Origin of the sequence: Micromonospora sp. NPDC005707, from assembly GCF_040631005.1 — a bacterium.
Lineage (GTDB): Bacteria > Actinomycetota > Actinomycetes > Mycobacteriales > Micromonosporaceae > Micromonospora.
In genome coordinates this window covers 452,485-475,173 of the sequence record NZ_JBEXYR010000002.1, presented here as the reverse complement: position 1 = coordinate 475,173, position 22,689 = coordinate 452,485, and the positions used below count along the sequence as shown (strand labels likewise).

The following is a 22,689-nucleotide window of genomic DNA, read 5'->3' as shown; positions in this document are numbered from 1 at the left end:
TCTTGCGCCGGGAACGCTGCGTAGCATCGCCACGGTGAGCAGCACATCGTCCGACGTCGTCGCGGAGCCGGCGCCGAGCGCGCCGGTCCCGCCCCGGGCCCTGCCGAACGGGCTCGCCGCATTCCTGGTCTTCCTCTCCAGCGGTGCGGTGCTGGTGCTGGAGACGGTCTCGCTGCGCCTGGTCGGCCCGTACGTCGGGGTGACCCTCCAGGTGACCAGCTCGGTGATCGGCATGGCCCTGGGCGCCATCGCGTACGGGGCGTGGATGGGTGGCTGGCTGGCCGACCGGCGGGACCCCCGCACCCTGCTCGCCCCGGCCCTGGTGCTGGCCGGCATCGCCACCGCGGTCACCCTGCCGGTGGTCCGGTACGCCGGTGAGGCGCTGCGCGGCGGCGCGGCGAGCGCCGTGCTGCTGCTGACCGCCCTGGCGGTGCTGCTGCCGGCGGCGTTGCTGGCCGGGGTCACCCCGCTGGTGGTGAAGCTCCAGCTCGCCGACCTGCGCCGCACCGGGCAGGTGGTCGGGCGGCTGTCCGGCATCGGCACCCTGGGCGGCATCACGGCCACGCTGGCCACCGGCTTCGTGTTGGTGGCGGCCCTGCCCAGCACGGTGATCGTGCTGGCGCTGGCCGGCGTGCTGGGGGTGACCGGGCTGGTGCTCGGGGCGTACCTGCGCCGGCAGGCGGGGGCGGCGCTGCCCGGTCCGGCCCGGGCCAGGGCCGCCCTGGCGGTGCTCGGCCTGGCGGCGGCCGGCCTCTCCGCGGTCGCCCCGAACCCGTGCGACGTGGAGACCGCCTACCACTGCGCCCGCGTCGAGGTCGACGCGCAGCGGGCCCAGGGGCGGACGCTCTACCTGAACTCCGCCGAGCACTCCTACGTGGACCTGGCCGACCCGACCCACCTGAAGTACGCGTACACCCAGTGGATCGGCCTGGTCGCGGACCTGGCGCGGCCGGCGAAGCAGCGGATGGACGCGCTGCACCTGGGTGGTGGTGGCTTCACCGTGCCGCGCTACCTGGCCGCGACCCGGCCGGGCAGCGACAACCTGGTCTTCGAGATCGACGGCGGGCTGGTCGACCTGGACCGGCGGGAGCTGGGCGTGCGCACCGGGCCGCAGCTGCGCGCCCGGGTGGGGGACGCGCGGGTGCTGCTCGGCGCCGAGCCCACCGACAGCCGGGACTTCATCGTCGGCGACGCCTTCGGTCACCTCGTGGTGCCCTGGCACCTGGCCACCCGGGAGATGGCCGCCGACATCCGCCGGGTGATCCGCCCGGACGGGATCTACGTGCAGAACGTCATCGACTATCCGCCGGACCGGTTCATCCGGGCCGAGCTGGCCACCGTGGCGGCCGAGTTCCGCCACGTCGCGCTGATCGCCCCGCCCGGCGCGATCGCCGGCCAGCACGGCGCGAACTTCCTCATCGTGGCCTCGGACGCGCCGCTGCCGCTGGCCGACGTGCCGGCGCGGCTGCGCCGGCTCGCCGAGCCGGCGAAGCTGCTGGACGGCGGGAAGGTGACCGCGTTCGTCGGGGACGCGCTGGTGCTCACCGACGACTACGCGCCGGTGGACCAGCTCCTCGCGACCGCCTGATCGGGTGACTTCCCTGACCGATTTCGACCCATGAGGTGTACGGGGGCCGCCCACGGGCAACTGGACCGACCATGGGTGCAGCGGTCAGGAAGGGCGCGCAGCTGGTCGGCGAGCGGTATCGGCTGATCGAGCAGCTGGGCGCGGGGGGCATGTCGGTCGTCTGGCGCGGCTACGACGAGGTGCTGGGTCGGCAGGTGGCGATCAAGGTGCTGGCGTCGCGGCTGGCCAGCGACAAGGCGTTCCGCCACCGCATCCGGGTCGAGGCGCAGGCCGCCGCGCGGCTCTGCCACCCCAATATCACCAACGTGTACGACTACGGGGAGTCCGAGCAGGTCGGGCTGACCGTCCCGTACGTCGTCATGGAGCTGGTCGACGGCGGGCCGCTCAGCAGCCGGCTCGGCCGGGGCGGGCAGCTGCCCTGGCGGGAGGCGTTGACGATCGGCGCGGAGGTGGCGTCGGCGCTGGCCGCCGCGCACGCCCGGGGCGTGGTGCACCGCGACGTCACGCCCGGCAACGTCATGCTCACCTCGACCGGGGTGAAGGTCGTCGACTTCGGCATCTCGGCGCTGGTGGGGGAGAGCGAGAAGGGCCCGGACGGCGCGCTGCTCGGCACCCCCGCGTACCTGGCGCCGGAGCGGCTGGACAACGGCCAGGTGTCCCCGGCCACCGACGTCTACGCGGTCGGCCTGCTGCTCTACCGGATGCTCACCGGCCGGCTGCCCTGGCAGGCCAGTACGACCACCCAGATGCTCCGCGCCCACATGTACAACGAGCCGGACCCCATGCCGCCGGTGGTGGGTCTTCCCGACGAGGTCGCCGAGCTGGTCCGGCGCTGCCTGGCGAAGCGCCCGGAGGACCGCCCGGCCACCGCCGAGGTGGCCCGTACGCTCGCCGAGGCCGCCGGGATCGCGCCGATCGTGCCGGTCTCCCCGGCGCTCGGCCAGTTCGACCCCGCGCTCATGGAGAACGCCGGCACCACCATCCTGCCCTGGTCGGCGGCGACCGACGCGCTGCCCTTTTCGGCGATCCGCACGAAGACCCGCCGGGCGGCCGCCCGCCGGCGCAGGGTGGAGGCCGGGGTGGCCGCCGCCGGCCTGATCGCGGTCACCGCCACCCTGTGGGGGGTCACCTCGAAGAGCCCGGCCAGCGGCGGGGTGGAGCCCACCGAGGCCCGGATGGCCCTGCCCGAGCCGACCCCCTGCGCGGTCGACTACGTGCTGCGCCGCGACTCCGGCAAGGACTTCACCGCGGACCTGACCCTCACCAACACCGGCACCCGCGAGCTGGGTGACTGGACCATGAGCTTCACCTTCCCCGGCAGGCAGACGGTCAGCGCGGCCCAGCCGGCGGTGCGCCAGCAGGGCAAGACGGTGCTCGTCAAGGCCGCGGCCACCGACGCCGCGCTGGCGCCGGGCGCCTCGAAGAAGGTCTCGCTCACGGGCAGCTACACCGGGGGCAACCCGCTGCCGGTGGAGTTCAAGGTCGACGGGAGCACCTGCGGCGTGCAGGTGTCCGGCGTCGCCGGGTCCGTGCCGACCACGGCGCCGCCGCCCGCCGCACCGCCCGCGAAGCCGCCGGCCGCCAAGGCTCCGGCGAAGGCGCCCGCGAAGGCCGCCCCGAAGACCGCCGGCAAGCCCAAGCCGCCCAAGTCCGGCAAGGGCAAGGAGAGTGGCAAGGGAAAAGCAAGGTAGACCGGCCGAAGGGGGGTGGGCACGGCAAGGGCAAGGGCAAGAAGAAGTGACGGTCAGCCCAGGGCGGCGAACTGCTGCACCCGGTCGATCGGCCCTTCCACGATGAGCACGCTGCCGGGCTGGAGGACGGTGTCCGGGTCGGCGTAGCGGAACGGCTCGTCGGGGAGCTTCGCGCCGACCACCATCACCCCGTACCGGTCGATCGGGGCCAGCTCGCGCAGCGCCCGGCCGACCAGCGACGCGGGCACCCGGACCTTGGCGATCGCGAAGTCGTCGCCGAACTCCATGACGTCGAGCATCCGGCTGACGATCAGGTGCGCCACCCGTTCGCCGGTCTCCGCCTCGGGGAAGATGACGTGGTGCACGCCCACCGAGCGCAGGATCTTCGCGTGTTTCTCCGAGGTGGCCCGCGCCCAGATCTGGGGGATTCCCAACTCGGTCAGGGCCAGCACGGTGAGCACGCTCGCCTCGACCGACGCGCCGATGGCCACCACCACCCGGCGGAAGTCCGCGACGCCCAGTTGGCGCAGCACGTTCTCCTCGGTGGTGTCCGCCTGCACGACCCGGTCCAGCCGGGATGCCCAGCGCTGCACCCGATCCTGCTCGTGGTCGATGGCGAGCACGTCGTGGTCGAGTTGCAGCAGCGAGCCGGCCAGCCGGGAGCCGAACCGGCCCAGGCCGATCACCACGACGCTGCTGTCGTCCGTCCTCCTAGCCGACAACGGGTTGCTCCTCCGGGTAGCGGTACAGGTGTCGCCGGGTGTTCAACGCGATCGCGGACCCGAGGGTGAGTGGGCCGACCCGGCCGATGAACATCAGCACGATGAGCACGTACTGGCCGGGTCTCGACAGCTCCGGGGCGAGACCGGTGGAGAGGCCCGTGGTGCTGAACGCCGAGGTCACCTCGAAGAGCGCGGCGAAGTTGCGCAGGTGGTCGGTGAACACGATCAGCAGGATCGTGCCGAGGACCACCAGCGCCACGCTGAGCAGCGTCACGGTGAGCGCCTGCCGCTGGCTGGCGGTGGCGACCCGTCGGCCGCCCACGTTGACGTCCGGCTCGCCGCGCAGCTCGGCCCAGATCACGAAGCCGAGCAGGAAGAAGGTGGAGACCTTGATGCCGCCCGCGGTGCTCGCGCTGCCGCCGCCGATGAACATGAGCACGATGAGCAGCGGATAGCTCTCCTCGCTGAGCCGGTCGACGTTGATCACGTCGAAGCCGCCGGTGCGGCTCAGCGCGATCTGGGTGAACGACGCCAGCACCTTGCCGGGCGCGTCGTAGGTGCCGATGGTGGCCGGGTTGGTCCATTCGGCGAGCAGCAGGAACCCGAAGCCCGACCCGATGAGCACGACGCTGCCCCAGATGGTCAGCTTGGTGGCGACCGCCCAGCGGCGCGGCCGCCGCCAGAGCCGGACGGCCTCGAACAGCGCCGGGAAGCCGAGACCGCCGATGATCGCGCCGAGGCCCAGCGGCAGCGACACCCACGGGTCGCGGGAGAAGGCGACCAGCCCGTCGGAGTAGAGGGTGAAGCCACCGTTGTTGAACGCCTGGATCGCGTGGAAGACGGCGGTCCACAGCGCCCGCCCCGGGTCGTAGTCGTAGACCAGCCAGAGCCGGCCGGTGATCACCGCGGTCATCACCGCTTCGGTGGCGAAGACGGTCGTGACGATCCGGACCAGCAGCCAGCGCACGTCGCCGATGCCGAACTCGGCGGTCTCGGCCTGCACGAGCAGCCGGTTGCGCAGGCCGAGCTGCCGGGAGACCACCAGGATCACCAGCGCCGCGACGGTCAGGATGCCCAGGCCGCCGAGCTGGGTGAGCACCGTGATCATGACCAGGCCGAAGTCGTTCCAGTAGTTCGGCGTGTCGTTGACGGCGAGGCCGGTGACCGAGACCGCCGAGGTCGAGGTGAACAGCGCCGTGACGAACGGGGTGTAGCGGCTCTCGCTGGTGGCCCAGGGCAGCATCAGCAGGCCGGTGCCGAGCAGGATCACCGCCAGGAACCCGAACGGCACCAGCCGTACGGGGTTCCGGAGCAGACGGCGCACCAGGTCATCTTCCGTCCGGAGATTCACCGGCAGGCCAGGAACCGACCAACTGGCGGCCAACCGGGACCGGTCTGCTGTGCGTACCCCCTCGACGACAGGAGACGGCGTTGCGACGTACCCTTTCCGCCCTCGGCGTGGCCGGCGCGCTGCTCGCGGCGGCCGTGGTGGCCCCGGCGGTGGCCGCCCAGGCCGACCCGGAGCCTCGCGCCGAGCGCTCCCGCGCGGTCCAGCGGCCCATCGTGATCGGCCACCGCGGCGCCAGCGGCTACCGTCCGGAGCACACCCTGGAGGCCTACCGGTTGGCCATCCGCCAGGGCGCCGACTTCATCGAGCCGGACCTGGTCTCGACGAAGGACGGTGTGCTGGTCGCCCGGCACGAGAACGAGATCTCGGGCACGACCGACGTGGCCGCCCACCCGGAGTTCGCCGCCCGGAAGGCGACGAAGACCATCGACGGGGTCAGGGTCACCGGCTGGTTCACCGAGGACTTCACCCTGGCCGAGCTGCGGACGCTGCGCGCCAAGGAGCGGCTGCCCCTGGTGCGGGTGACCAACACGGCCTTCGACGGCAGGTTCCAGGTGCCGACCTTCCAGGAGGTCATCGACCTGGCCCGCGCCGAGTCGAAGGCCCGGGGCCGCACCGTCGGCGTCTACCCGGAGACCAAGCACCCCAGCTACTTCGCCTCGATCGGGCTGGCGCTGGAGGAGCCGCTGGTCGCCACGCTCAAGGCCAACAAGCTGACGCACCGCGACGACCCGGTCTTCGTGCAGAGCTTCGAGACCGCCAACCTGCGCAAGCTGGACCGGATGATCGACGTGCGGCTCGTCCAGCTCATGGACGCCACGGGCGCCCCCTACGACTTCACCGCCGCCGGCGACCCGCGCGGCTACGCCGACCTGGCCACCGCCGCCGGTCTGGCCTGGGTGGCGGGGTACGCCGACGGCGTCGGCCTCAACAAGAACCTGATCGTGCCCCGGGACGCCGCCGGCAAGCTGCTCGCGCCCACCTCGGTGATCCGGGACGCGCACCGGGTGAAGCTGCTGGTGCACGCCTGGACCTTCCGCGCCGAGAACCAGTTCCTGCCGACCGACTTCCGGATCGGCGCCGACCCGAACGCCCGCGGCGACATCACCGCCGAGTACGAGCTCTTCTACGGCCTGGGCCTCGACGGCGCCTTCGCCGACCAGCCCGACACGGCCGTGGCGGCGCGCGCGGGACTCTGACCGGCGTCCGCGCCGGGGCGGCTCGGGGCCTCGGCGCGGACGCCATCCTCGTGTGGGGTGACCGGTCGAGGCCGGTCACCCCACCGGCTTTTCCCGGGGTACGCGTCCCCGGGCGGGCCCTCCGCCCGACCCTCCGCCGATCGGGCGGCCGGGGGTGCTGCTGCCGGGGGGTCGGCGGGTCGGGTGCTCCAGGGCTTCGCGGAGCCGGGGCGCCGAGGCGTTGGGCCGCCGGGGCGTCGGGGCGTCGGGGCGTCGGGGCGTCGGGTCGTTGGGCTGCTGGGCTGCTGGGGCGTCGGGTCGTTGGGCTGCTGGGCCGCTGGGCCGCTGGGCTGCTGGGGCGCTGCGCCGCTGGGCCCCCTGGGGCGTCGGGTCGTTGGGTCGTTGGGTCGTTGGGTCGTTGGGTCGTTGGGCCGCTGGGTCGTTGGGCCGCTGGGTCGTTGGGCCGCTGGGCCGCTGGGCCGCTGGGCCGTCGGGCGTCGGGCCGCTGGGGCGTCGGGGCGTCGGGGCGTCGGGGCGTTGGGCCGTCGGGGCGTTGGGCCGTCCCCGCGACGGCCCGAGATGTTGGTGTGAGCCGCTACAAACTTGATGACGTGGATGGATCGGACGGACTGCCGTGCCGATGCCGGGCTCGGTGCGGGTGACGGCGGCCGTGTCCCTGCGGGTGCCTGCCGAGCTGATGTCGGAAACGACTCAAGAACGGACGGCTGAGTCTGTCGACCGAGCCGACCGGGCGGGCCCCGCTGTGCGAGAACGCCTGCTCGCGGCGGCCGTCAGCGGCAGGCCGAGTGGGCCAAGGATGGGCCTGAGTCGTTCACGACATCAAGTTTGTAGCGGCTCGGGGACTACTGCCCGGGTCGCTCGGCCACGTAGGTACCGCGTCCCGGCTGGCCGGTGATCAGCTCGCGATCGTGCAGCAACGACAGGGCACGCGAGGCCGTGTTCATGTGGACGCCGTAGGTCTCGGCCAACTCCCGGGTGGAGGGCAGCTTGTCACCCGGCTTGAGCTCACCGCTTCTGATCTTTGCGGCTAGGTCGTTGGCGATCCGGCGGTATGGAGCTTCGGCTGTGGGCATGGTGAGGACTCCGGTTGGTTCGGCTCCTCGATCATGCCGGGCCTACACCAGTAACTGCAACAGGTCGTGGCGTCGCGCTGCTGAGGGTCGACCTACACAAGCATTTGGTGTAGCTTCGGTCTGTCCGGCTCCGGTTGGTTCGGCAAGCCGCGGGGCCGGACCTCGACGGATCCCGGTGGGAGGGCATCGTGGACAAGGAGCGCTTCGTCGTGCACCTGCCGGTGCTCGCGACGGACCTCGACCGGGCGCGACGTTTCGCGCGGGTCATCTGCCGGTCGCTCGGCTTCCTCGCCGACGTGGACCGGCTGGGCACGACGGTGTCGGCCGAGGACGCGCAGTGCGTACGCCACTGGGTATGGTGCGACCGGCTGCTCGACGGGGGCCGGCGGTGCCCGCTCCCGGCCGACCACGACGGCGAGTGCGCAACGGCCCGTCTCCGGTGAGAATCCGAGGACGTTCCATCGTCCGAGGGATTCGTGTCCGCTATGCGTAACATGTCCTATTAGCGGTCGTTTCGTCCCGTGTCAAGGATCCACGACACGGGGGATGTACATGAGAAGGACCTCTGCGCCGAGCAGGCGAGCGAGCATCGGCGTACGGTTGGCGGCCTTCGGGTTGCTGACCGGCGCTCTGGTGCTGGGTGGCACGCCGGCTCTGGCCGCCCAGACGATCAGCATCGATCCGGACGACGTGCCGACCAGGGCGGGGGACGCGCCCCAGTTCTGCTACCCAGGCGGCGGGCCCTTCCCGGACGAGGAAACCTGGGTGTTCGACCTGTCCGGCGACCCGCAGACCAGCGGCGTCTTCCAGTCGCTGTCGACGACCTTCAGCACGTCCGGCGGCACCGTCACGCGGCCGATCCCCGGCACGGCGAACAGTGAGATCGTCGACTTCGAGGGCGTGAGCCGGGCCTTCATCCGGCTGCCGGCCGGCTGGACGCTCACCGGCGCCACCGCGGTGATCTCCGGGACGGCCGAGAACTTCGTGCTCGCCCACACCTGCGCCGCCTCCGACACCCCGGGGGATCCGGGCGACCCGGGAGATCCGGGGGATCCGGGCGACCCAGGGGATCCGGGGGATCCGGGCGACCCAGGGGATCCGGGAGATCCGGGCGACCCAGGGGATCCGGGGAACCCGGGCGACCCAGGGGATCCGGGAGATCCGGGCGACCCAGGGGACCCAGGCGATCCGGGGAACCCGGGACACCCCGGAGGTCCGGGATACCCGGGGTACCCGGGAGAGCCGCAGGTCGGCCTGTCGATCGACAAGAAGGCCCGGGTCGAGTCGGACTGCCGCGAGCATTGTGAGAACGACGGCTACGCCGCCGAGGGCGACAAGATCTTCTACACCTACCGGGTCGCCAACACCGGAACCGTGCGGATCACCGACGTCTCGGTCGACGACCCGACCGCCGGGTACGTGGTCTGCAACAACACCACGCTCGCCCCGCGCACCAGCACGGACTGTCACGCCGTGCATCCGCACGAGGTGGACTGGCGCGACGTCAAGGAGGGCAAGGTGGTGAACACCGCCCGGGCCGTCGGCAAGTACCGCTACCGGACCGTGGTCTCCGACCCGGCGACCGTCACGATCTGCATCCGGGACGGCAAGTACGACCACCGCAAGGACGACAAGGACTGGCAGGACGGCAAGGACGGCAAGGACTGGCAGGGCGGCAAGGACGGCGAGGACTGGCGGAAGGGCAAGGACGACAAGCTGCCGGTCACCGGCAGCAGCTCGGTCCAGGCCGCCTCGCTGGGTGGCGGCCTCCTGGCCGCCGGCGGCGTCCTGGTCGGCCTAAGCCGGCTGCGGCGGAGGATGCGCGTCAACGTCTGACTCGTACCTCCGAAACGCTCCGGGCACCGCACGTGGTGCCCGGAGCGTTCCGTGTTTCGGGCGGTTTCGATGGCGGGGCGCGACACAGTGGCGCCCCGCCCGGTGGTGCCGGCGGCCACCGCGTTCGGGGCGACGATCCACGGGCTGGAGGCAGTTGTTACGGTCGGCCACCCCACCCTGGTTACTTGTGTGTTTCGGCCACATAGCCCGTGCGTGACGTCACTTCTAGCGTGAGCCGACAACTGACACTTCCCCCTGTCCCCACCTGGAGTCGCAATGACGATCCGGCACACGCGACGGGTGTTCCTTTCCGCCGCCACGGTGATGGCGGCCGCGCTCGCGGCCACGGCCTGTGGCAGCCCGCAGGACACCGCCTCCGGCGGCGGCGACGCCGCACCGGTCAAGGTCGGCCTCGTGTATTCCCAGTCCGGCCCGCTGGCCAGCTACGGCAAGCAGTACATCGAGGGCTTCAAGGCCGGCCTCGACTTCGCCACCAAGGGCACCGGCAAGGTCGGCGACCGGAAGGTCGAGCTGACCGAGGTCGACGACGCCGGCGACCCGGCGAAGGCGGTCTCCACGGCCAAGGACCTCATCGGCAAGGGCACGAAGATCATCGCCGGGTCCACCTCGTCCGGCGTGGCCCTCCAGGTCGCCCCGATCGCGGCGCAGAACAAGGTGCTGTTCATCTCCGGCCCGGCCGCCACCGACGCGGTGACCGGCGCGAACAAGTACACCTTCCGCTCCGGCCGGCAGTCGTACCAGGACGTGGTGACCGCCAAGTCGTTCATCGGTGACGCCGCCGGCAAGAAGGTGGTCGTCTTCGCCCAGGACGGCGCGTTCGGTGACGCGAACGAGGCCGCCGTCAAGGCCGTCATCGGTGGCGCCGGCGCGACCGTGAGCAGCGTCCGGGCCCCGGCCAGCGCGACCGAGTTCACCCCGTTCGCCAGCCAGATCAAGGCCGCCAAGCCGGACCTGCTCTTCGTCGCCTGGGCCGGCACCACCGCCCCGGCCATGTGGCAGACCCTCGACCAGCAGGGCGTGCTCTCCTCCACCACGGTCGTCACCGGCCTGGACATCCGCGCCTCCTGGGCCACCTTCGGCGCGGCCGGCAGCAAGATCTCCTTCCTGTCGCACTACTTCGACGGGGCCAGCGACACCGAGGCCGCCAAGGCCGCCAAGGCGAAGATCCCGGGCGGCACGCTCGACCTGTTCCACCCGGACGGCTTCGCGGCCGCCCAGATGGTCGTCCGCGCCGTGCAGGAGGGTGGCGACGACGTGGACAAGATGGTCAAGGCGCTGGAGGGCTGGCAGTTCGACGGCGTCAAGGGCAAGATGACCATCCGCGCCGAGGACCACGCGCTGCTCCAGCCGATGTACCAGGCGAAGCTCTCCGGCAGCGGCACCGCCTACACGGCGGCCGCGCAGAAGACCCTGACCGGTGACGAGTCCGCGCCGCCGGTCGCGCAGATGAAGGGCTGACCAGTGCTCGCCACCCGCGGTCTGACCTGGCGGATCGGTGAGGTCGCCATCGTCGACTCCGTCTACCTCGACCTCGCGCCCGGGGAGTTCCTCGGCGTGATCGGGCCGAACGGCGCCGGCAAGACCTCTCTGTTCAACCTGATCACCGGCCTGCGCCGGCCCACCGAGGGGCGGATCCTGCTGGACGGGGCGGACGTCACCGACCTCCCCCCGCACCGGCGGGCCCGCCTCGGGCTGGGGCGCACCTTCCAGGCGTCCTCGGTCTTCGGGTCGCTGACGGTCCGGGAGAACGTCCGGCTCGCCGTACAGGCGCACCGGGGTGGCTCGATGAAGCTGTGGCGGCGGGCGGCGGCCGACCGGGAGGTGGCCGCCGCCGCCGACGCGGCGCTCGACCGGGTGGGCCTCGCCCACCGGGGTACGGCGCTGGCCGGCAACCTGGCCCACGGCGAGAAGCGCAAGCTGGAGATCGCTCTGCTGCTCGCCGGTGAGCCCCGGGTGATGCTGCTGGACGAGCCGATGGCCGGGGTCAGCGCCGAGGACGTGCCCGAACTGGTCAGCGTGATCAAGTCGCTGACCGGGGACAGCGGCCGGTCGGTGCTCATGGTGGAGCACCACATGGACGTGATCCTTGAGCTGGCCGACCGCATCGCCGTGATGCACCACGGCGCGCTGCTGGCCTGCGACACCCCGGACACGGTGATGGCCAACGCCACCGTGCAGGAGGCATACCTGGGGGAGTCGCTGTGAGTGTCGAACCTGTTCTGAGCGTCGAGAACCTGTCGGTGCGGATCGCCGGGCTGCACATCCTCCAGGGGGTGTCCTTCGAGGTGGCGCCGACCGGGGTGACCGTGCTGCTCGGCCGCAACGGCGTCGGCAAGACCACCACGCTGCGCGCCGTCGTCGGGCTCACGCCGCGCAACGGCGAGGTGCGCGGCACCGTCCGGATGGGGGCGCAGAGCCTGCTGGCCCGCCCCACCCACCGGCTGGTCCGCGGCGGGCTCGGCTACGTGCCGGAGGACCGCTGCGTCTTCGCCGGGCTCACCGTCACGGAGAACCTGCGGCTGGCCGAGCGGCGGGGGACCATCCCCGCGTACGACAAGGTCTATGCCCTTTTCCCCGAGCTGGACCGGCGCGGACGGCAACGGGCCGGCTCGCTCTCCGGCGGGCAGCAGCAGATGCTCGCGATCGGCCGGGTGCTGCTCAACGACAACCGGCTGCTGCTGGTCGACGAGCCGACCAAGGGGTTGGCGCCGAAGGTGGTGACCGAGGTGGCCGAGGTGCTGGAACGGGTCGCGGAATCCGTGCCGGTGCTGCTGGTCGAGCAGAACCTGGCCGTGGTGCGGCGACTGGCGAAGGATGCCGTGGTGCTCTCCGCCGGCCGGGTCGCCTGGACCGGCAACGCGCAGGACCTGCTGCTGGAGACCGCGCTGACGAAGTCGCTGCTGGGCGTGGGCGCGGAGGTCAAGGCATGAGCACGGTGATCCTGTTGACGCTGACCGGGCTGGGCCTGGCGGCGCTGTACTTCCTCGTCGCCTCCGGCCTCTCCCTGGTCTTCGGCCTGGCCGACGTGCTCAACTTCGCGCACGGCCTCTTCCTCGGCGTCGGCGCGTACGCGACGTGGTGGGCGGCGGGCAACCTGCCCGGGGCGGGCTCCGACGGACTCGGGTTCGTGGTGGCCGCCGCGTTCGGCGTGCTCGCCGGGTCGGCCGTGGCCGTGCTGGTCGAGCTGGTGCTGATCCGCCCGCTCTACTCCCGCACCATCGAGCAGGTGCTGGTCACCGTCGGCCTGTCGCTGGCCGGGGTGGCGCTGCTCCAGGCCACCTGGGGCGCCGACGCGCGGCCGTTCCCGCGCCCCGGCTGGACCCGGGACGTGACCTCGGTGCTCGGCGCACAGGTGCCGAACGCCGGGCTCCTGCTGATCGTCGCCGCCGCGGTGGTGCTCGGCGCGCTGCTCGCGTTCCTGCGGTTCACCCGGTACGGCCTGATCATCCGGGCCGGCGTGGAGAACCGGGAGATGGTGACCGCGCTCGGCATCGACGTGCGCAAGGCGTTCACCCTGGTCTTCGCGATCGGCGGGGCGGCCGCCGCGCTGGCCGGCGCGCTCGGCTCGGTCTACTTCGGCACCGTCTCGCCCGGGCAGGGCGGCTCGCTGCTGATCTTCGCGTTCATCGTGGTGGTGATCGGCGGCATGGGCTCGGTCGTCGGGTCCGCGTACGCGGCGGTCGCGGTGGGGCTGCTGCAACAGTTCGTCAACTACTACGGCACGTCCGGGTTGGGCGACCTCTGCGTGGTCGGCCTGCTCGCCGTGGTGCTGCTGCTGCGTCCGCAGGGCCTGGCCGGAAAGGTGGCTCACGCATGACCGAGGTCAAGAGTGCCGAGGTGGCGGCGCCGCCCGCCGCGGTGCCCGACGAGCTGACCCCCGGCCACGCCCGCTGGCACGGCCTGCGCCCGTACGTGCCCCTGGCCGCCCTGGTGGTGGCGGCGGTCCTGCCGTACTCCACGGTCAACCTGCCGGGCATCTTCGAGGGGCCGCTGAACTCGCCGGGCACCCTGCAACTGCTCGCCATCTGCCTGGTCTTCGGCGGCCTGGCGGCCGGCTACGACCTGCTCTTCGGGCGGACCGGGATGCTCTCCTTCGGGCACGCCCTCTACTTCGCCGCCGGCGTCTACGGCACCGACGTGCTGGTCACCCGGGCCGGGCTGCCGCTCTGGCAGGCCGCGCTGCTGACCGTCACCGGCGGGACGATCCTCGCCGCGCTGCTCGGCGCGGTCGCGCTGCGCACGGTCGGCATCGCGTTCGCCATGGTGACGCTCGCCTTCGCCCAGGTCGGGGCGATTTTGGTGGCCCGGGACTTCGGCGGGCTCACCGGCGGCGAGGAGGGGCTGCCACTGGACGTCTCCGGGCTGCCGGCCGCCCTGGTCGGGGTCACCAACACGGTGAACCTCTACTGGCTGGCGCTGGCGTACCTGGCCCTGGTGGTCCTCGTGGTGCACCGGGTGAGCGGCTCGCCGACCGGGCGGGTGCTGGCCGGCCTGCGCGACGACGAGCGGCGGATCGGGGTGCTGGGGCTCGACCCGTACCGGTTCAAGCTGGTCGCGTTCACCCTCTCCGGCGGCCTGGCGGCAGCGGGTGGGGTGGTCTACTGCCTGATCGTGGGCGGCGCCAGCCCGCACATCACGTCGTCCGAGCTGACCCTCTCGCTGCTGGTCATGGTGGTGCTCGGCGGCCCCGGCACCCGCTGGGGCCCGGTGCTCGGCGGTGTCCTCTACATGTACCTCGACCACCGCCTCACCGCCTTCGGCACCAGCGACGCGGTCAACAGCCTCCCGGCGTTCCTCAGCCACCCGCTGTCCCAGCCGCTGTTCGTCCTCGGCACGGTGTTCATCCTGGCGGTGTACTTCTTCCCCGGCGGCCTGGCGAGCCTCCGCACCCGCCTGCACCCCCTCCTGACGGCCCTCCCCCGCCGCCGCCACTGAACCGCGCCACCCCCCGCGTTCCCCTCGCCCTCGTTGCCTTGACCCCGTTGATCATGAAGTTATTGTCACGACGCGCCGTGCTCGATGGCGATAAGTTCATGATCGACGGGGTCTGAGCGCAGGGGGGAGCGGGCATGGGGGAGAGCAGGTTTGCCGTTGTCAGTGGGGGCGGGACCGGCATCGGGGCCGCCGTCGCCCGGGGGCTCGTGCTCGACGGGTTCGAGGTACTGATCGTGGGGCGGCGGGCGGACGTGCTGCTGGACACCGCGTCGCGGATCTCGGCGGAGTGTGGACTTCCGTCGGCGGTCAGCGCCGTGACCGCCGACCTGACCGACCCGGCGCAGCTCGCCGGGGTCGTCTCGGCCGTCGGGGAGCGGACCGTCGACGCGGTGGTCAACAACGCCGGGGGCTACCTCGGCGGGCCGACCGCCACCCTCGCCGACGTGGCGGGCTGGTGGCGGGCCAACCTGGACGCCAACGTGCTCACCGCGGTCCTGCTCACCGAGGCGCTGCTGCCCGCCCTGCGCCGCCCCGGCGGCCGGGTGGTGCTGCTCAGTTCGATCGCCGCCCAGCGGGGCGGGGCCGGGCCCTACTCGGCGGCGAAGGCCGCGCTGCACGGCTGGGCGTACGACCTGGCCGGCCAGCTCGGTCCGGATCAGATCACGGTCAACGTGGTCAGCCCCGGGTACGTGGCCGAGACCGAGTTCTTCGGCGACCGGATGACCCCGGAGGGGCACGCCAAGCGGGTGGCCGCCACCCTGGTCGGCCGGGCCGGCGTGCCGGACGACATCGCGGCGGCGGTCCGCTACCTGGTCGGCCCGTCCGCCGGCTACGTCACCGGGCAGGTGCTCGGCGTCAACGGCGGCTCGGTCCTCGGCCGCTGAGCCGCTGAGCCGCTGAGCCGCGGAGACGCGGAGACGCGGAGACGCGGACAACGCGGAGACGCGGACAACGCGGAGACGCGAGAAGGGGCGGCGGCCCCCCGTGTGGCCGCCGCCCCTTCTCGCATCGTTGGATCAGCCGTTCAGCACCTCGTACGCCGACGCGGGCGCCTTCTGCACCTGGTTCCCGGTGGGCGCGGTGAGCTTCGGCGCCTTGCCGAAGTCGTAGTACCGGGTGACCAGCTTCATGGCCTTCTGCTTGCCGCCGGCGGGGACGTCCAGCGTCAGCGAGGCGAGGTTGCCGTCCGGCCCGACCACCGCGGTGAACGGCACCTTCTTCGCCGCCTCGCCCAGCGCCGCCACGTCCACCCCGTCGAAGGCACTCTGCACGTCGGCGTTGGCGGTCAGGTCGGCGACGCCGGTGTACGTCCCGTTGCCCTTGTCCGCCACCGTGTCCGCGGTCCGGATGATCGCGGCGGTGTTCGCCGGGTCGGCGTTCTGGTAGACCGGCGCCTCCGTCTCGTCGTCGAGCTTGGTCCGGTCCAGCGCCATCCAGCGCTTCGGCAGCTTCAGCATGTCGTGCAGGCCGGGGATGCCGGTCAGCTTGACCCGCATCCACAGGTCCTTGTCGATCACGCGGAACGTCATGTCCATGGTGAACTCGGGGTCGTCGTTCTTCTCGGTCATCCCCAGCTCCATGGCCTGCGCGGCCGGGTCCACCACGCCGACGAACCTGTCGGTGCCGTCGAGGGTGGAGAACCGGAAGGCCGGGTCCTTCTCGTCCGGCACGGCGGCCAGCAGCGCAGCCTTCGGGTCGGCCGACGGGGCTGCGGTGGGATCGGATCCGGTGCTCCCACCGGTGCCGCATCCCGCGGACAGGGCGGTGGCGGCCAGCACGGCGGTCGCGAGGGCCGCGACCCGCCGGAACGTCGCGGCGGTGCCGGTACGCTGCGTCATCTCGTTTGACTCACTTTCCCAGGTGACTGTTGCAGCGAGATATTCGCAGACCGCCACAGCCGTTCCGCTGCCGTTATGCTGCCGTCCGACTGCCATGGGGCGCCGCGGTGGGCGGCCAGGGGGTACAGGAGCGGAAACTCGCATGTCAGAGGCGTTGCGCTTCGAGATCCTCGGCCCGCAACGGGCCTGGTACGCGGACCGCCCGCTCGACCTCGGCCCCGGCAAGCAGCGGGCCGTGCTGGCCGTGCTGCTGCTCGCCGCGGGCCGCCCCGTCCCGACCGGGCAGATCGTCGACGCGGTCTGGCCCGAGGAGCCCCCGGCGAACGGCCCGAACGTCGTGCAGAAATACGTGGCGGGGCTGCGGCGGGTGCTCGAACCCGACCGGTCGCCGCGTACGCCGGCGCAGGTGCTCGCCCTCACCGACGCGGGGTACCTGCTGCGGATCCCACCCGACGCGGTGGACGCGGTCCGCTTCGAGCGCGGCGTGCAGCGGGCCCGGCAGTGGCACGCGGCCGGGCGTATCGAGGACGCCCTGGCCGAGGTGACCGCCGCCCTGGAGCGGTGGCAGGGGGAGCCGTTCACCGGGTTCGGCGGCCCGTACTTCGACGCGGCCCGGCACCGGCTGGTGGAGCTGCGGGCCGTGGCCCTGGAGACGCGCACCGAGCTGGAGCTGGCCGGCGGCCGCCACGGCGAACTGGTCGGCCGGCTGGTCGAGCAGGTGGCCGAGTTCCCGGTCCGGGAGCGGCTGCGCCACCAGCTCATGCTGGCGCTGCACCGCAGCGGCCGGCAGGCCGAGGCGCTGGCCGCCTACCGCGACTTCGCCGACCTGCTCCGCGAGGAGTACGGCATCGAGCCGGGCGAGGCACTCCAGAACCTGCACCGGCGCATCCTCCGCGCCGACCCGGCGCTCCTCCCACCGTCCCCACCCGCGCCCGCCGCGCCCTCGCCCGCGCCCGCCGCCGCCTACGCGCCCTCCACCGTCTCCGCGCCGCCCGCCGCGCCCGCCGCTCCGACACCTGTCCAGCCGGATGCTCTGCCCACCGAGCCCACCTCGCCCACTGCAACACCGGCCGCTGTGCCGTCCGCGCCGGACGCTGTGCCGTCCGCGCCGGACGCTGTGCCGTCCGCGCCGGACGCTGTGCCGTCCGCGCCGGACGCTGTGCCGGCTCCCCGTGTCGGCGGCGTCGGCGGGACGGGCCTGCCGCACGCGCCGACGGCCGCTGAACCGGAGGGGGCCGGCGCCCGCCCGGCGCTCGCCGCCACCGGACCGGCCCCCGCTCCCGCCTCGATCCCGCCGGCCGCACCACCCTGGGACGGGTCGGCGATCCCGCACGCCCTCCTGGTCGCCATGAGCGCGCCGCCCGAGGCTGCGGCGGCCCGCCGTTCGCCCGGGTGGGTCCGGATCACCGCGACCCTCGTCGGCACGGCCACCGCGCTGCTGTCGTTCGGGTCGCTCACCTGGGCGGTGATCCTCGGGTACGCGCTGTGGCGGCGGAGCTGGCGGCTGGCCGTGGCCGGCCTCGGCTACTTCCTGCTCGTCCTCAGCGTGTTCGTCCTCGCGGTCAGCGCTCCGGAGAGCGAGGAGCCGACCGACGGGGAGACGTTGTACTTCGTCGTCGTGCTGGGCATCTGCTGGCTGCTCGGCGCGGTCCACGTGCTGCTGCTCAACCCCACGGTCTGGGCGGCCGTCGGCGGGCTGTTCTGGAGTGGCCGGCAGCGCACCGCCGAGCAGCGGCGGCTGCGCCGGGAGCAGGCCCGCTACCTGCTGCACCACTATCCGGCCGCCCGGGCGGAGTTGCGCATCGGCCGCCCGGACCTGCTCCGCAGCTACGACGACGGCGGCCTGGTGGACGTCAACGCGGTGCCCGATCCGGTGTTGGCGTCGCTGCCCGGGCTGACCGCCGACCAGCGCCGCCAGATCGCGGTCGACCGCTGGCTGCGTGGCCCGTACGGGTCGATCGAGGAGTTGGCCGCGCGGTGCGCGCTGCCGCTCGCGGCCGCCGAACCCCTCCGCGACGTCCTGCTCTTCCTGCCGCCCGAACCGCCGGCCGCCCGGCCGTCGTAACTCGGCCCGAACCGCGGACCGCCGACCCTCGTGACTCGGCCGAGCCGCCGGCCGCCGGCCGTCGTGATTCGGACCGCCGGCCCTCGTGACGCGGCCCGAGCCGCCGACCGCCGGCCGTCGTGACTCGGACCGCCGGCCCTCGTGACGCGGCCCGAGCCGCCCGCCGCCGGCCGTCGTGATTCGGACCGCCGGCCCTCGTGACTCGGGTCTCACGGCGGTCGCCTGGTAGAAATGCCGGATGGGTCAGGATCGGATGGCCGTCCGGGAACGGGCCGAGGCGGTGCTGCGGCGGCTGGCGGGTGAGCACGCCCGGCTCCGCGAGGACCAGTGGCGGGCCATCGAGGCGCTGGTGGTCGACCGGCGGCGGGTGCTCTGCGTGCAGCGCACCGGCTGGGGCAAGTCGGCCGTCTACTTCGTGGCCACCGCGCTGCTGCGTGAGGGCGGCGAGCACGGCCCCACGGTGATCGTCTCGCCGCTGCTGGCGCTCATGCGTAACCAGGTCGAGTCGGCCGCGCGGGCCGGCATCCGGGCCCGCACCATCAACTCGGCCAACCTCGACGAGTGGGACGAGATCACCGCCGAGATCCACGCCGGGGCGGTGGACGTGCTGCTCATCAGCCCGGAACGCCTCAACAACCCCGACTTCCGGGACGGCGTGCTGCCGAAGCTCGCGGCGACAACCGGGCTGCTCGTGGTGGACGAGGCGCACTGCGTCTCCGACTGGGGGCACGACTTCCGTCCCGACTACCGCCGCCTGCGTACCTTCCTCGCCAACCTGCCCGAGCGGACCCCGGTGCTCGCCACCACGGCCACCGCCAACGCCCGGGTCACCCAGGATGTCGCGGAGCAACTCGGCGACGCCCTGGTGCTGCGCGGCACCCTCGACCGGGAGTCGCTGCGGCTCGGCGTACTGGATCTGCCGAGCCCGGCGCACCGGCTGGCGTGGCTCGCCGACCACCTGGACCGCCTCCCCGGCTCGGGGATCATCTACACGCTGACCGTGGCGGCGGCCGGCGAGACGGCCGAGTTCCTGCGCGCCCGCGGCTGGTCGGTGGCCGCCTACACGGGCCAGGCCGAGGACGCCGACCGGCGGGCCGCCGAGCAGGACCTGCTCGACAACAAGATCAAGGCGCTGGTGGCGACCAGCGCGCTCGGCATGGGCTTCGACAAGCCCGACCTCGGCTTCGTGGTGCACCTGGGCGCGCCGCCGTCGCCGATCGCCTACTACCAGCAGGTCGGCCGGGCCGGCCGGGCCGTCGAGCACGCCGAGGTGCTGCTGCTCCCCGGCGTCGAGGACGCGGCCATCTGGCGGTACTTCGCCTCGCTCGCCTTCCCGCCCGAGGAGCAGGTCCGGGCCGTGCTCGCCGCCCTTTCCACGGAACGGCCGATCTCCACCCAGGCCCTCGAACCGGTGGTCGACCTGCGCCGGGCCCGGCTGGAGCTGATGCTCAAGGTGCTCGACGTGGACGGCGCGGTCCGCCGGGTGCGCGGCGGCTGGCTCGCCACCGGCGAGCCCTGGGTCTACGACGAGGCCCGGTTGCGCCGCGTCGCCCAGGCGCGCACCGCCGAGCAGCAGGCCATGCGGGAGTACGCGGCCACGACCGGCTGCCGGATGCGCTACCTGCGGGAGTGCCTCGACGACGCCGGGGCGGGGGACTGCGGCCGGTGCGACACCTGCGCGGCCCCGCTGTTCGGGGCGGAGGTCTCCGACGCGGCGCTCACCGCCGCGCAGACCTTCCTGGGCCGCCCCGGGGTGGAGATCGCGCCCAAGAAGCTCTGGCCGACCGGGTTGGAGGCGGTCGGCGTACCCCTGAAGGGGCGGATCCTCCCGACGGAGCAGGCGCTGCCCGGCCGGGCCGTGGGACGCCTCTCCGACCTGGGCTGGGGTGGGCGGCTGCGCGGCCTGGTCGGGCCGGACGCGGCGGACGGCCCGGTCCCCGACGACGTGGCGGCGGCGGTGGTCGAGGTGCTGAAGGCGTGGGCGCACGGCGACGACCCGTGGCCGCGCCGCCCCGCCGGGGTGGTCGCGGTCGGCTCCCGCACCCGGCCGCTGCTGGTCGGCTCGCTCGCCGAGCGGATCGCGGCGGTGGGCCGGCTGCCGCTGCTCGGCCGGGTCGACCCCACCGGCCCGTCCGGGGCCGGCGGACCGCGCGGCAACAGCGCCCAGCGGGTACGCGCGCTGCACGACGCCTTCGCGGTGACCGCCGACCTGGCCGACGCGCTTCCCGGGCTGGACGGGCCGGTGCTGCTCGTCGACGACCTGGTCGACTCGGGCTGGACCATGAGCATGGTGGCCCGCCTGCTGCGCCGGGCCGGCGCGCCCGACGTGCTGCCGCTGGCCCTCGCGGTGGCCGGTTGAACCGTCGCTCCCCGGGGACGGAAAGTTCCCGACCGCTGGGGAATGCGAGCGTCGCCACCGTCCGCGGACCGTCGGCGGGCCGGGCGCCCGACGGCGGTACCGTGGGCGCATGACCGAGCAGCGACCCGTCGTCCAGACGTACGCCGTCACCGGGATGACCTGCGAACACTGCGTCCGGGCGGTCACCGAGGAACTGTCCGCCCTGCCGGGCGTCGAGGAGGTGCGGATCGACCTCGCCGCCGGCACGGCCACGGTCACCAGTGCCGCCGCGCTGCCCGTCGAATCCGTCCGCGCCGCCGTCGACGAGGCGGGTTACGAGCTGGCTTCCGGCGTTGCCTGAGTCGCCGCCCCTCGCCGGCCCCGAAGCGCCCCCGCCTGGGACCGACATGGCGGCCGGGTCCGACATGGCGGCCGGGTCCGACATGGTGGCCGGGTCCGACCTGCCGCCCGGGACCGACCTGCCAGCCGGGCCTGACGTCGCGGGCTCCGGGCCCGGCGGGTCGTCGCCCGGGACCGACCTGGCCGGGTCCACGGCCCCTGCCGGCGCGCCCGCCCCGGCCGGGCCCGTCGAGGTGGACCGGGCGACGCTGCGGCTCGCCCTGGTGGTGGGCGGGCTGGTGCTCGCCGTGCTGCTCGGCTTCGGTCTCGGCCGGCTGAACCCGCCGCCGGTTCCGGCCCGCACCGGGGCCGCGGCGGTGGCCGGGGAGCACACCCACGCACCCGGCACCGGGGCGCACTCGCACGGCGGGGCCACCGTCACCCAGGGCGGCGACGCCGACGCGGCCGGGCTGTCGATCACCTCGGCCGGCTACACGCTCGCCCCGTCGACCGTGGAGTTCACCCCCGGCAAGGCCGGTGAGCTGCGGTTCCAGATCAGGGACGAGCGGCGGCGGGCGGTCACCCGGTTCGCCGTCGTGCACGACAAGCCGATGCACCTCGTCGTGGTGCGCCGCGACCTCACCGGATTCCAGCACCTGCACCCGACCATGGCCGCCGACGGCACCTGGTCGGTGCCGCTGACCCTGGCCGAGCCGGGCGCCTGGCGGGCGTACGCGGACTTCACCGCTGTCGCCGACGACGGCCGGCAGACCGCCGTGATCCTCGGCGCCGACCTGGTCGCGCCCGGCGGGTACGCGCCCCGGCCGCTGCCCGCGCCGGCCACCTCGACCACGGTCGGCGGGTTCACCGTCGGCTACACGGGCACCCCGGCGGTGGGCCAGTCGGTGCCGCTGCGGTTCCGGGTCACCGGGTCCGACGGCGCGGCCGCGCCGCTGGAGCCCTACCTCGGCGCGTACGGCCACCTGGTCGCGCTCCGCGAGGGCGACCTCGGCTACCTGCACGTGCACCCCGAGCCGGTGCGGGACGGGGACGCCGTGACCTTCTGGCTGACCGCGCCCGGGCCGGGCCGCTACCGGATGTTCCTGGACTTCCAGGTCGGCGGCGTGGTGCGCACGGCCGCGTTCAGCGTGACGGTGGCCTGAGCGGCCGATCAACCCGCCCGGCGGACCGGCCGGCGGGCCAGGTAGCGGAGCAGGTCGCGGATGTGGTGCTTCTCCTCGGCGGGGACGTTCGGGTCGGCCAGGCGTTCCAGGATCACCCGCACGTCGGCCTCCACCGGGCCGTCCTCGGCACCGCGGCGGCGGGGCACGGCGCCGGCGTCGGGCAGGCCCAGCGCGCGGAACGCGGCCGCCACCGGCAGGTCGAGGGCGGCACAGAAGCCGCGCACCTTGGCCAGCTCGGGATAGTCCTGCCAGTCACCGGCCAGCCAGCGGAACACGGTCGACCGCCCGACCCCGGTGTGCGTGGCGAGATCGGTCACCGTCCAGCCGCGCTCCTCGCGGGCGTCATCGATGGCACGTCGCACGAAGCGCGCGAAGGCCATCTGCGGCGATACCTCTGCGGAGCCCATCCCCGGGGTCTGTCCCTTTCCGCCGGAGCACCCGACTCTGGGCACCGAGCCTAGTACGGCCGCACGCATAAGTAACTGACTGATCGGTCGGAAGGTCCCATGGGC

20 protein-coding genes are annotated in these 22,689 nt (G+C 73.4%); 15 read left to right on the top strand and 5 right to left on the bottom strand.

What is annotated here, in order from left to right; translation table 11 throughout:
- Positions 1–34 precede the first annotated feature (34 nt).
- On the top strand, positions 35–1,588 hold the full coding sequence (locus ABZ452_RS04795; RefSeq protein ID WP_357938922.1) for a fused MFS/spermidine synthase: 1,554 nt from the start codon (positions 35–37) through the stop codon (positions 1,586–1,588).
- A 71-nt stretch (positions 1,589–1,659) separates the two neighbouring features.
- A complete protein-coding gene (locus tag ABZ452_RS04790) occupies positions 1,660–3,279 on the top strand; it encodes a serine/threonine-protein kinase (RefSeq protein ID WP_357938920.1) in 1,620 nt (539 codons plus the stop codon).
- Between the two features lie 53 nt (positions 3,280–3,332).
- Here the strand turns inward: ABZ452_RS04790 and ABZ452_RS04785 are convergent, their stop codons facing one another.
- Together ABZ452_RS04785 and ABZ452_RS04780 are read right to left on the bottom strand one after the other, a co-directional pair.
- Positions 3,333–4,001 carry a TrkA family potassium uptake protein gene (locus ABZ452_RS04785; RefSeq protein ID WP_357938919.1) on the bottom strand — a complete coding sequence of 223 codons (669 nt, stop codon included), beginning with the start codon at positions 3,999–4,001 and terminating at the stop codon, positions 3,333–3,335.
- On the bottom strand, positions 3,991–5,325 hold the full coding sequence (locus tag ABZ452_RS04780; RefSeq protein ID WP_357938917.1) for a potassium transporter TrkG: 1,335 nt from the start codon (positions 5,323–5,325) through the stop codon (positions 3,991–3,993). Before ABZ452_RS04780 ends, ABZ452_RS04785 begins: the two co-directional genes overlap by 11 nt.
- 107 nt (positions 5,326–5,432) lie before the next feature.
- Between ABZ452_RS04780 and ABZ452_RS04775 the strand changes: the two genes are divergently transcribed.
- Complete coding sequence (locus ABZ452_RS04775) at positions 5,433–6,548, top strand: glycerophosphodiester phosphodiesterase (RefSeq protein WP_357938915.1); 1,116 nt, start codon at positions 5,433–5,435, stop codon at positions 6,546–6,548.
- Positions 6,549–7,390: 842 nt separating this feature from the next.
- Here ABZ452_RS04775 and ABZ452_RS04770 read toward each other — a convergent pair.
- The gene (locus ABZ452_RS04770; RefSeq protein ID WP_357938913.1) at positions 7,391–7,621 is read right to left on the bottom strand and encodes a winged helix-turn-helix domain-containing protein; all 231 of its coding nucleotides are present in this window, start codon (positions 7,619–7,621) and stop codon (positions 7,391–7,393) included.
- A 188-nt stretch (positions 7,622–7,809) separates the two neighbouring features.
- Between ABZ452_RS04770 and ABZ452_RS04765 the strand changes: the two genes are divergently transcribed.
- The 8 genes from ABZ452_RS04765 (at position 7,810) to ABZ452_RS04730 (ending at position 15,297) form a co-directional block, all read left to right on the top strand.
- Positions 7,810–8,064 (top strand): hypothetical protein, encoded by a 255-nt coding sequence (locus ABZ452_RS04765; RefSeq protein ID WP_357938911.1) that lies wholly within the window; start codon positions 7,810–7,812, stop codon positions 8,062–8,064.
- A 109-nt stretch (positions 8,065–8,173) separates the two neighbouring features.
- The gene (locus tag ABZ452_RS04760; RefSeq protein WP_357938909.1) at positions 8,174–9,457 is read left to right on the top strand and encodes an LPXTG cell wall anchor domain-containing protein; all 1,284 of its coding nucleotides are present in this window, start codon (positions 8,174–8,176) and stop codon (positions 9,455–9,457) included.
- A 276-nt stretch (positions 9,458–9,733) separates the two neighbouring features.
- The gene (locus ABZ452_RS04755) at positions 9,734–10,936 is read left to right on the top strand and encodes a substrate-binding domain-containing protein (protein ID WP_357938907.1); all 1,203 of its coding nucleotides are present in this window, start codon (positions 9,734–9,736) and stop codon (positions 10,934–10,936) included.
- A 3-nt stretch (positions 10,937–10,939) separates the two neighbouring features.
- Complete coding sequence (locus tag ABZ452_RS04750) at positions 10,940–11,683, top strand: ABC transporter ATP-binding protein (RefSeq protein ID WP_357938905.1); 744 nt, start codon at positions 10,940–10,942, stop codon at positions 11,681–11,683.
- Positions 11,680–12,408, top strand: a complete 729-nt coding sequence (locus tag ABZ452_RS04745; protein ID WP_357938903.1) for an ABC transporter ATP-binding protein — start codon at positions 11,680–11,682, stop codon at positions 12,406–12,408. Before ABZ452_RS04750 ends, ABZ452_RS04745 begins: the two co-directional genes overlap by 4 nt.
- On the top strand, positions 12,405–13,295 hold the full coding sequence (locus ABZ452_RS04740) for a branched-chain amino acid ABC transporter permease (protein WP_357938901.1): 891 nt from the start codon (positions 12,405–12,407) through the stop codon (positions 13,293–13,295). The genes ABZ452_RS04745 and ABZ452_RS04740 overlap by 4 nt, the downstream gene beginning before the upstream one ends.
- A complete protein-coding gene (locus ABZ452_RS04735) occupies positions 13,292–14,413 on the top strand; it encodes a branched-chain amino acid ABC transporter permease (RefSeq protein ID WP_357938899.1) in 1,122 nt (373 codons plus the stop codon). The genes ABZ452_RS04740 and ABZ452_RS04735 overlap by 4 nt, the downstream gene beginning before the upstream one ends.
- Before the next feature lie 134 nt (positions 14,414–14,547).
- Positions 14,548–15,297 carry an SDR family oxidoreductase gene (locus tag ABZ452_RS04730; protein WP_357938897.1) on the top strand — a complete coding sequence of 250 codons (750 nt, stop codon included), beginning with the start codon at positions 14,548–14,550 and terminating at the stop codon, positions 15,295–15,297.
- A 132-nt stretch (positions 15,298–15,429) separates the two neighbouring features.
- On the opposite strand, the gene ABZ452_RS04725 is transcribed toward ABZ452_RS04730, so the two are convergent.
- Positions 15,430–16,251, bottom strand: a complete 822-nt coding sequence (locus ABZ452_RS04725; protein WP_357938895.1) for a hypothetical protein — start codon at positions 16,249–16,251, stop codon at positions 15,430–15,432.
- A 142-nt stretch (positions 16,252–16,393) separates the two neighbouring features.
- On the opposite strand from ABZ452_RS04725, the gene ABZ452_RS04720 reads away from it, so the two are divergent.
- From ABZ452_RS04720 to ABZ452_RS04705, 4 genes are all read left to right on the top strand, one after another.
- Entirely contained in the window at positions 16,394–18,316 is a 1,923-nt protein-coding gene (locus tag ABZ452_RS04720) for a BTAD domain-containing putative transcriptional regulator (RefSeq protein ID WP_357938893.1), read from the top strand.
- Between the two features lie 238 nt (positions 18,317–18,554).
- Positions 18,555–20,675: a RecQ family ATP-dependent DNA helicase gene (locus tag ABZ452_RS04715; protein ID WP_357938891.1), complete on the top strand. Its 2,121-nt coding sequence runs from the start codon at positions 18,555–18,557 to the stop codon at positions 20,673–20,675.
- 109 nt (positions 20,676–20,784) lie between these two features.
- Positions 20,785–21,015 carry a heavy metal-associated domain-containing protein gene (locus ABZ452_RS04710; protein WP_357938889.1) on the top strand — a complete coding sequence of 77 codons (231 nt, stop codon included), beginning with the start codon at positions 20,785–20,787 and terminating at the stop codon, positions 21,013–21,015.
- Between the two features lie 46 nt (positions 21,016–21,061).
- Positions 21,062–22,156, top strand: coding sequence for a hypothetical protein (locus ABZ452_RS04705; RefSeq protein WP_357938887.1), 1,095 nt, complete (start codon positions 21,062–21,064; stop codon positions 22,154–22,156).
- A gap of 8 nt (positions 22,157–22,164) precedes the next feature.
- Here ABZ452_RS04705 and ABZ452_RS04700 read toward each other — a convergent pair whose 3' ends face one another.
- Entirely contained in the window at positions 22,165–22,584 is a 420-nt protein-coding gene (locus ABZ452_RS04700) for a helix-turn-helix transcriptional regulator (protein ID WP_151465319.1), read from the bottom strand.
- Positions 22,585–22,689: the final 105 nt, after the last annotated feature.

What these genes read in the sequence shown, in the direction of transcription:
- ABZ452_RS04790 (WP_357938920.1), top strand. Translation starts at nt 1,660, where the DNA reads ATGGGTGCAGCGGTCAGGAAGGGCGCGCAGCTGGTCGGCGAGCGGTAT.
- ABZ452_RS04770 (WP_357938913.1), bottom strand. Translation starts at nt 7,621, where the DNA reads ATGCCCACAGCCGAAGCTCCATACCGCCGGATCGCCAACGACCTAGCC.
- ABZ452_RS04760 (WP_357938909.1), top strand. Translation starts at nt 8,174, where the DNA reads ATGAGAAGGACCTCTGCGCCGAGCAGGCGAGCGAGCATCGGCGTACGG.
- ABZ452_RS04755 (WP_357938907.1), top strand. Translation starts at nt 9,734, where the DNA reads ATGACGATCCGGCACACGCGACGGGTGTTCCTTTCCGCCGCCACGGTG.
- ABZ452_RS04740 (WP_357938901.1), top strand. Translation starts at nt 12,405, where the DNA reads ATGAGCACGGTGATCCTGTTGACGCTGACCGGGCTGGGCCTGGCGGCG.
- ABZ452_RS04735 (WP_357938899.1), top strand. Translation starts at nt 13,292, where the DNA reads ATGACCGAGGTCAAGAGTGCCGAGGTGGCGGCGCCGCCCGCCGCGGTG.
- ABZ452_RS04730 (WP_357938897.1), top strand. Translation starts at nt 14,548, where the DNA reads ATGGGGGAGAGCAGGTTTGCCGTTGTCAGTGGGGGCGGGACCGGCATC.
- ABZ452_RS04725 (WP_357938895.1), bottom strand. Translation starts at nt 16,251, where the DNA reads ATGACGCAGCGTACCGGCACCGCCGCGACGTTCCGGCGGGTCGCGGCC.
- ABZ452_RS04720 (WP_357938893.1), top strand. Translation starts at nt 16,394, where the DNA reads ATGTCAGAGGCGTTGCGCTTCGAGATCCTCGGCCCGCAACGGGCCTGG.
- ABZ452_RS04715 (WP_357938891.1), top strand. Translation starts at nt 18,555, where the DNA reads ATGGGTCAGGATCGGATGGCCGTCCGGGAACGGGCCGAGGCGGTGCTG.
- ABZ452_RS04710 (WP_357938889.1), top strand. Translation starts at nt 20,785, where the DNA reads ATGACCGAGCAGCGACCCGTCGTCCAGACGTACGCCGTCACCGGGATG.
- ABZ452_RS04705 (WP_357938887.1), top strand. Translation starts at nt 21,062, where the DNA reads ATGGCGGCCGGGTCCGACATGGCGGCCGGGTCCGACATGGTGGCCGGG.
- ABZ452_RS04700 (WP_151465319.1), bottom strand. Translation starts at nt 22,584, where the DNA reads ATGGGCTCCGCAGAGGTATCGCCGCAGATGGCCTTCGCGCGCTTCGTG.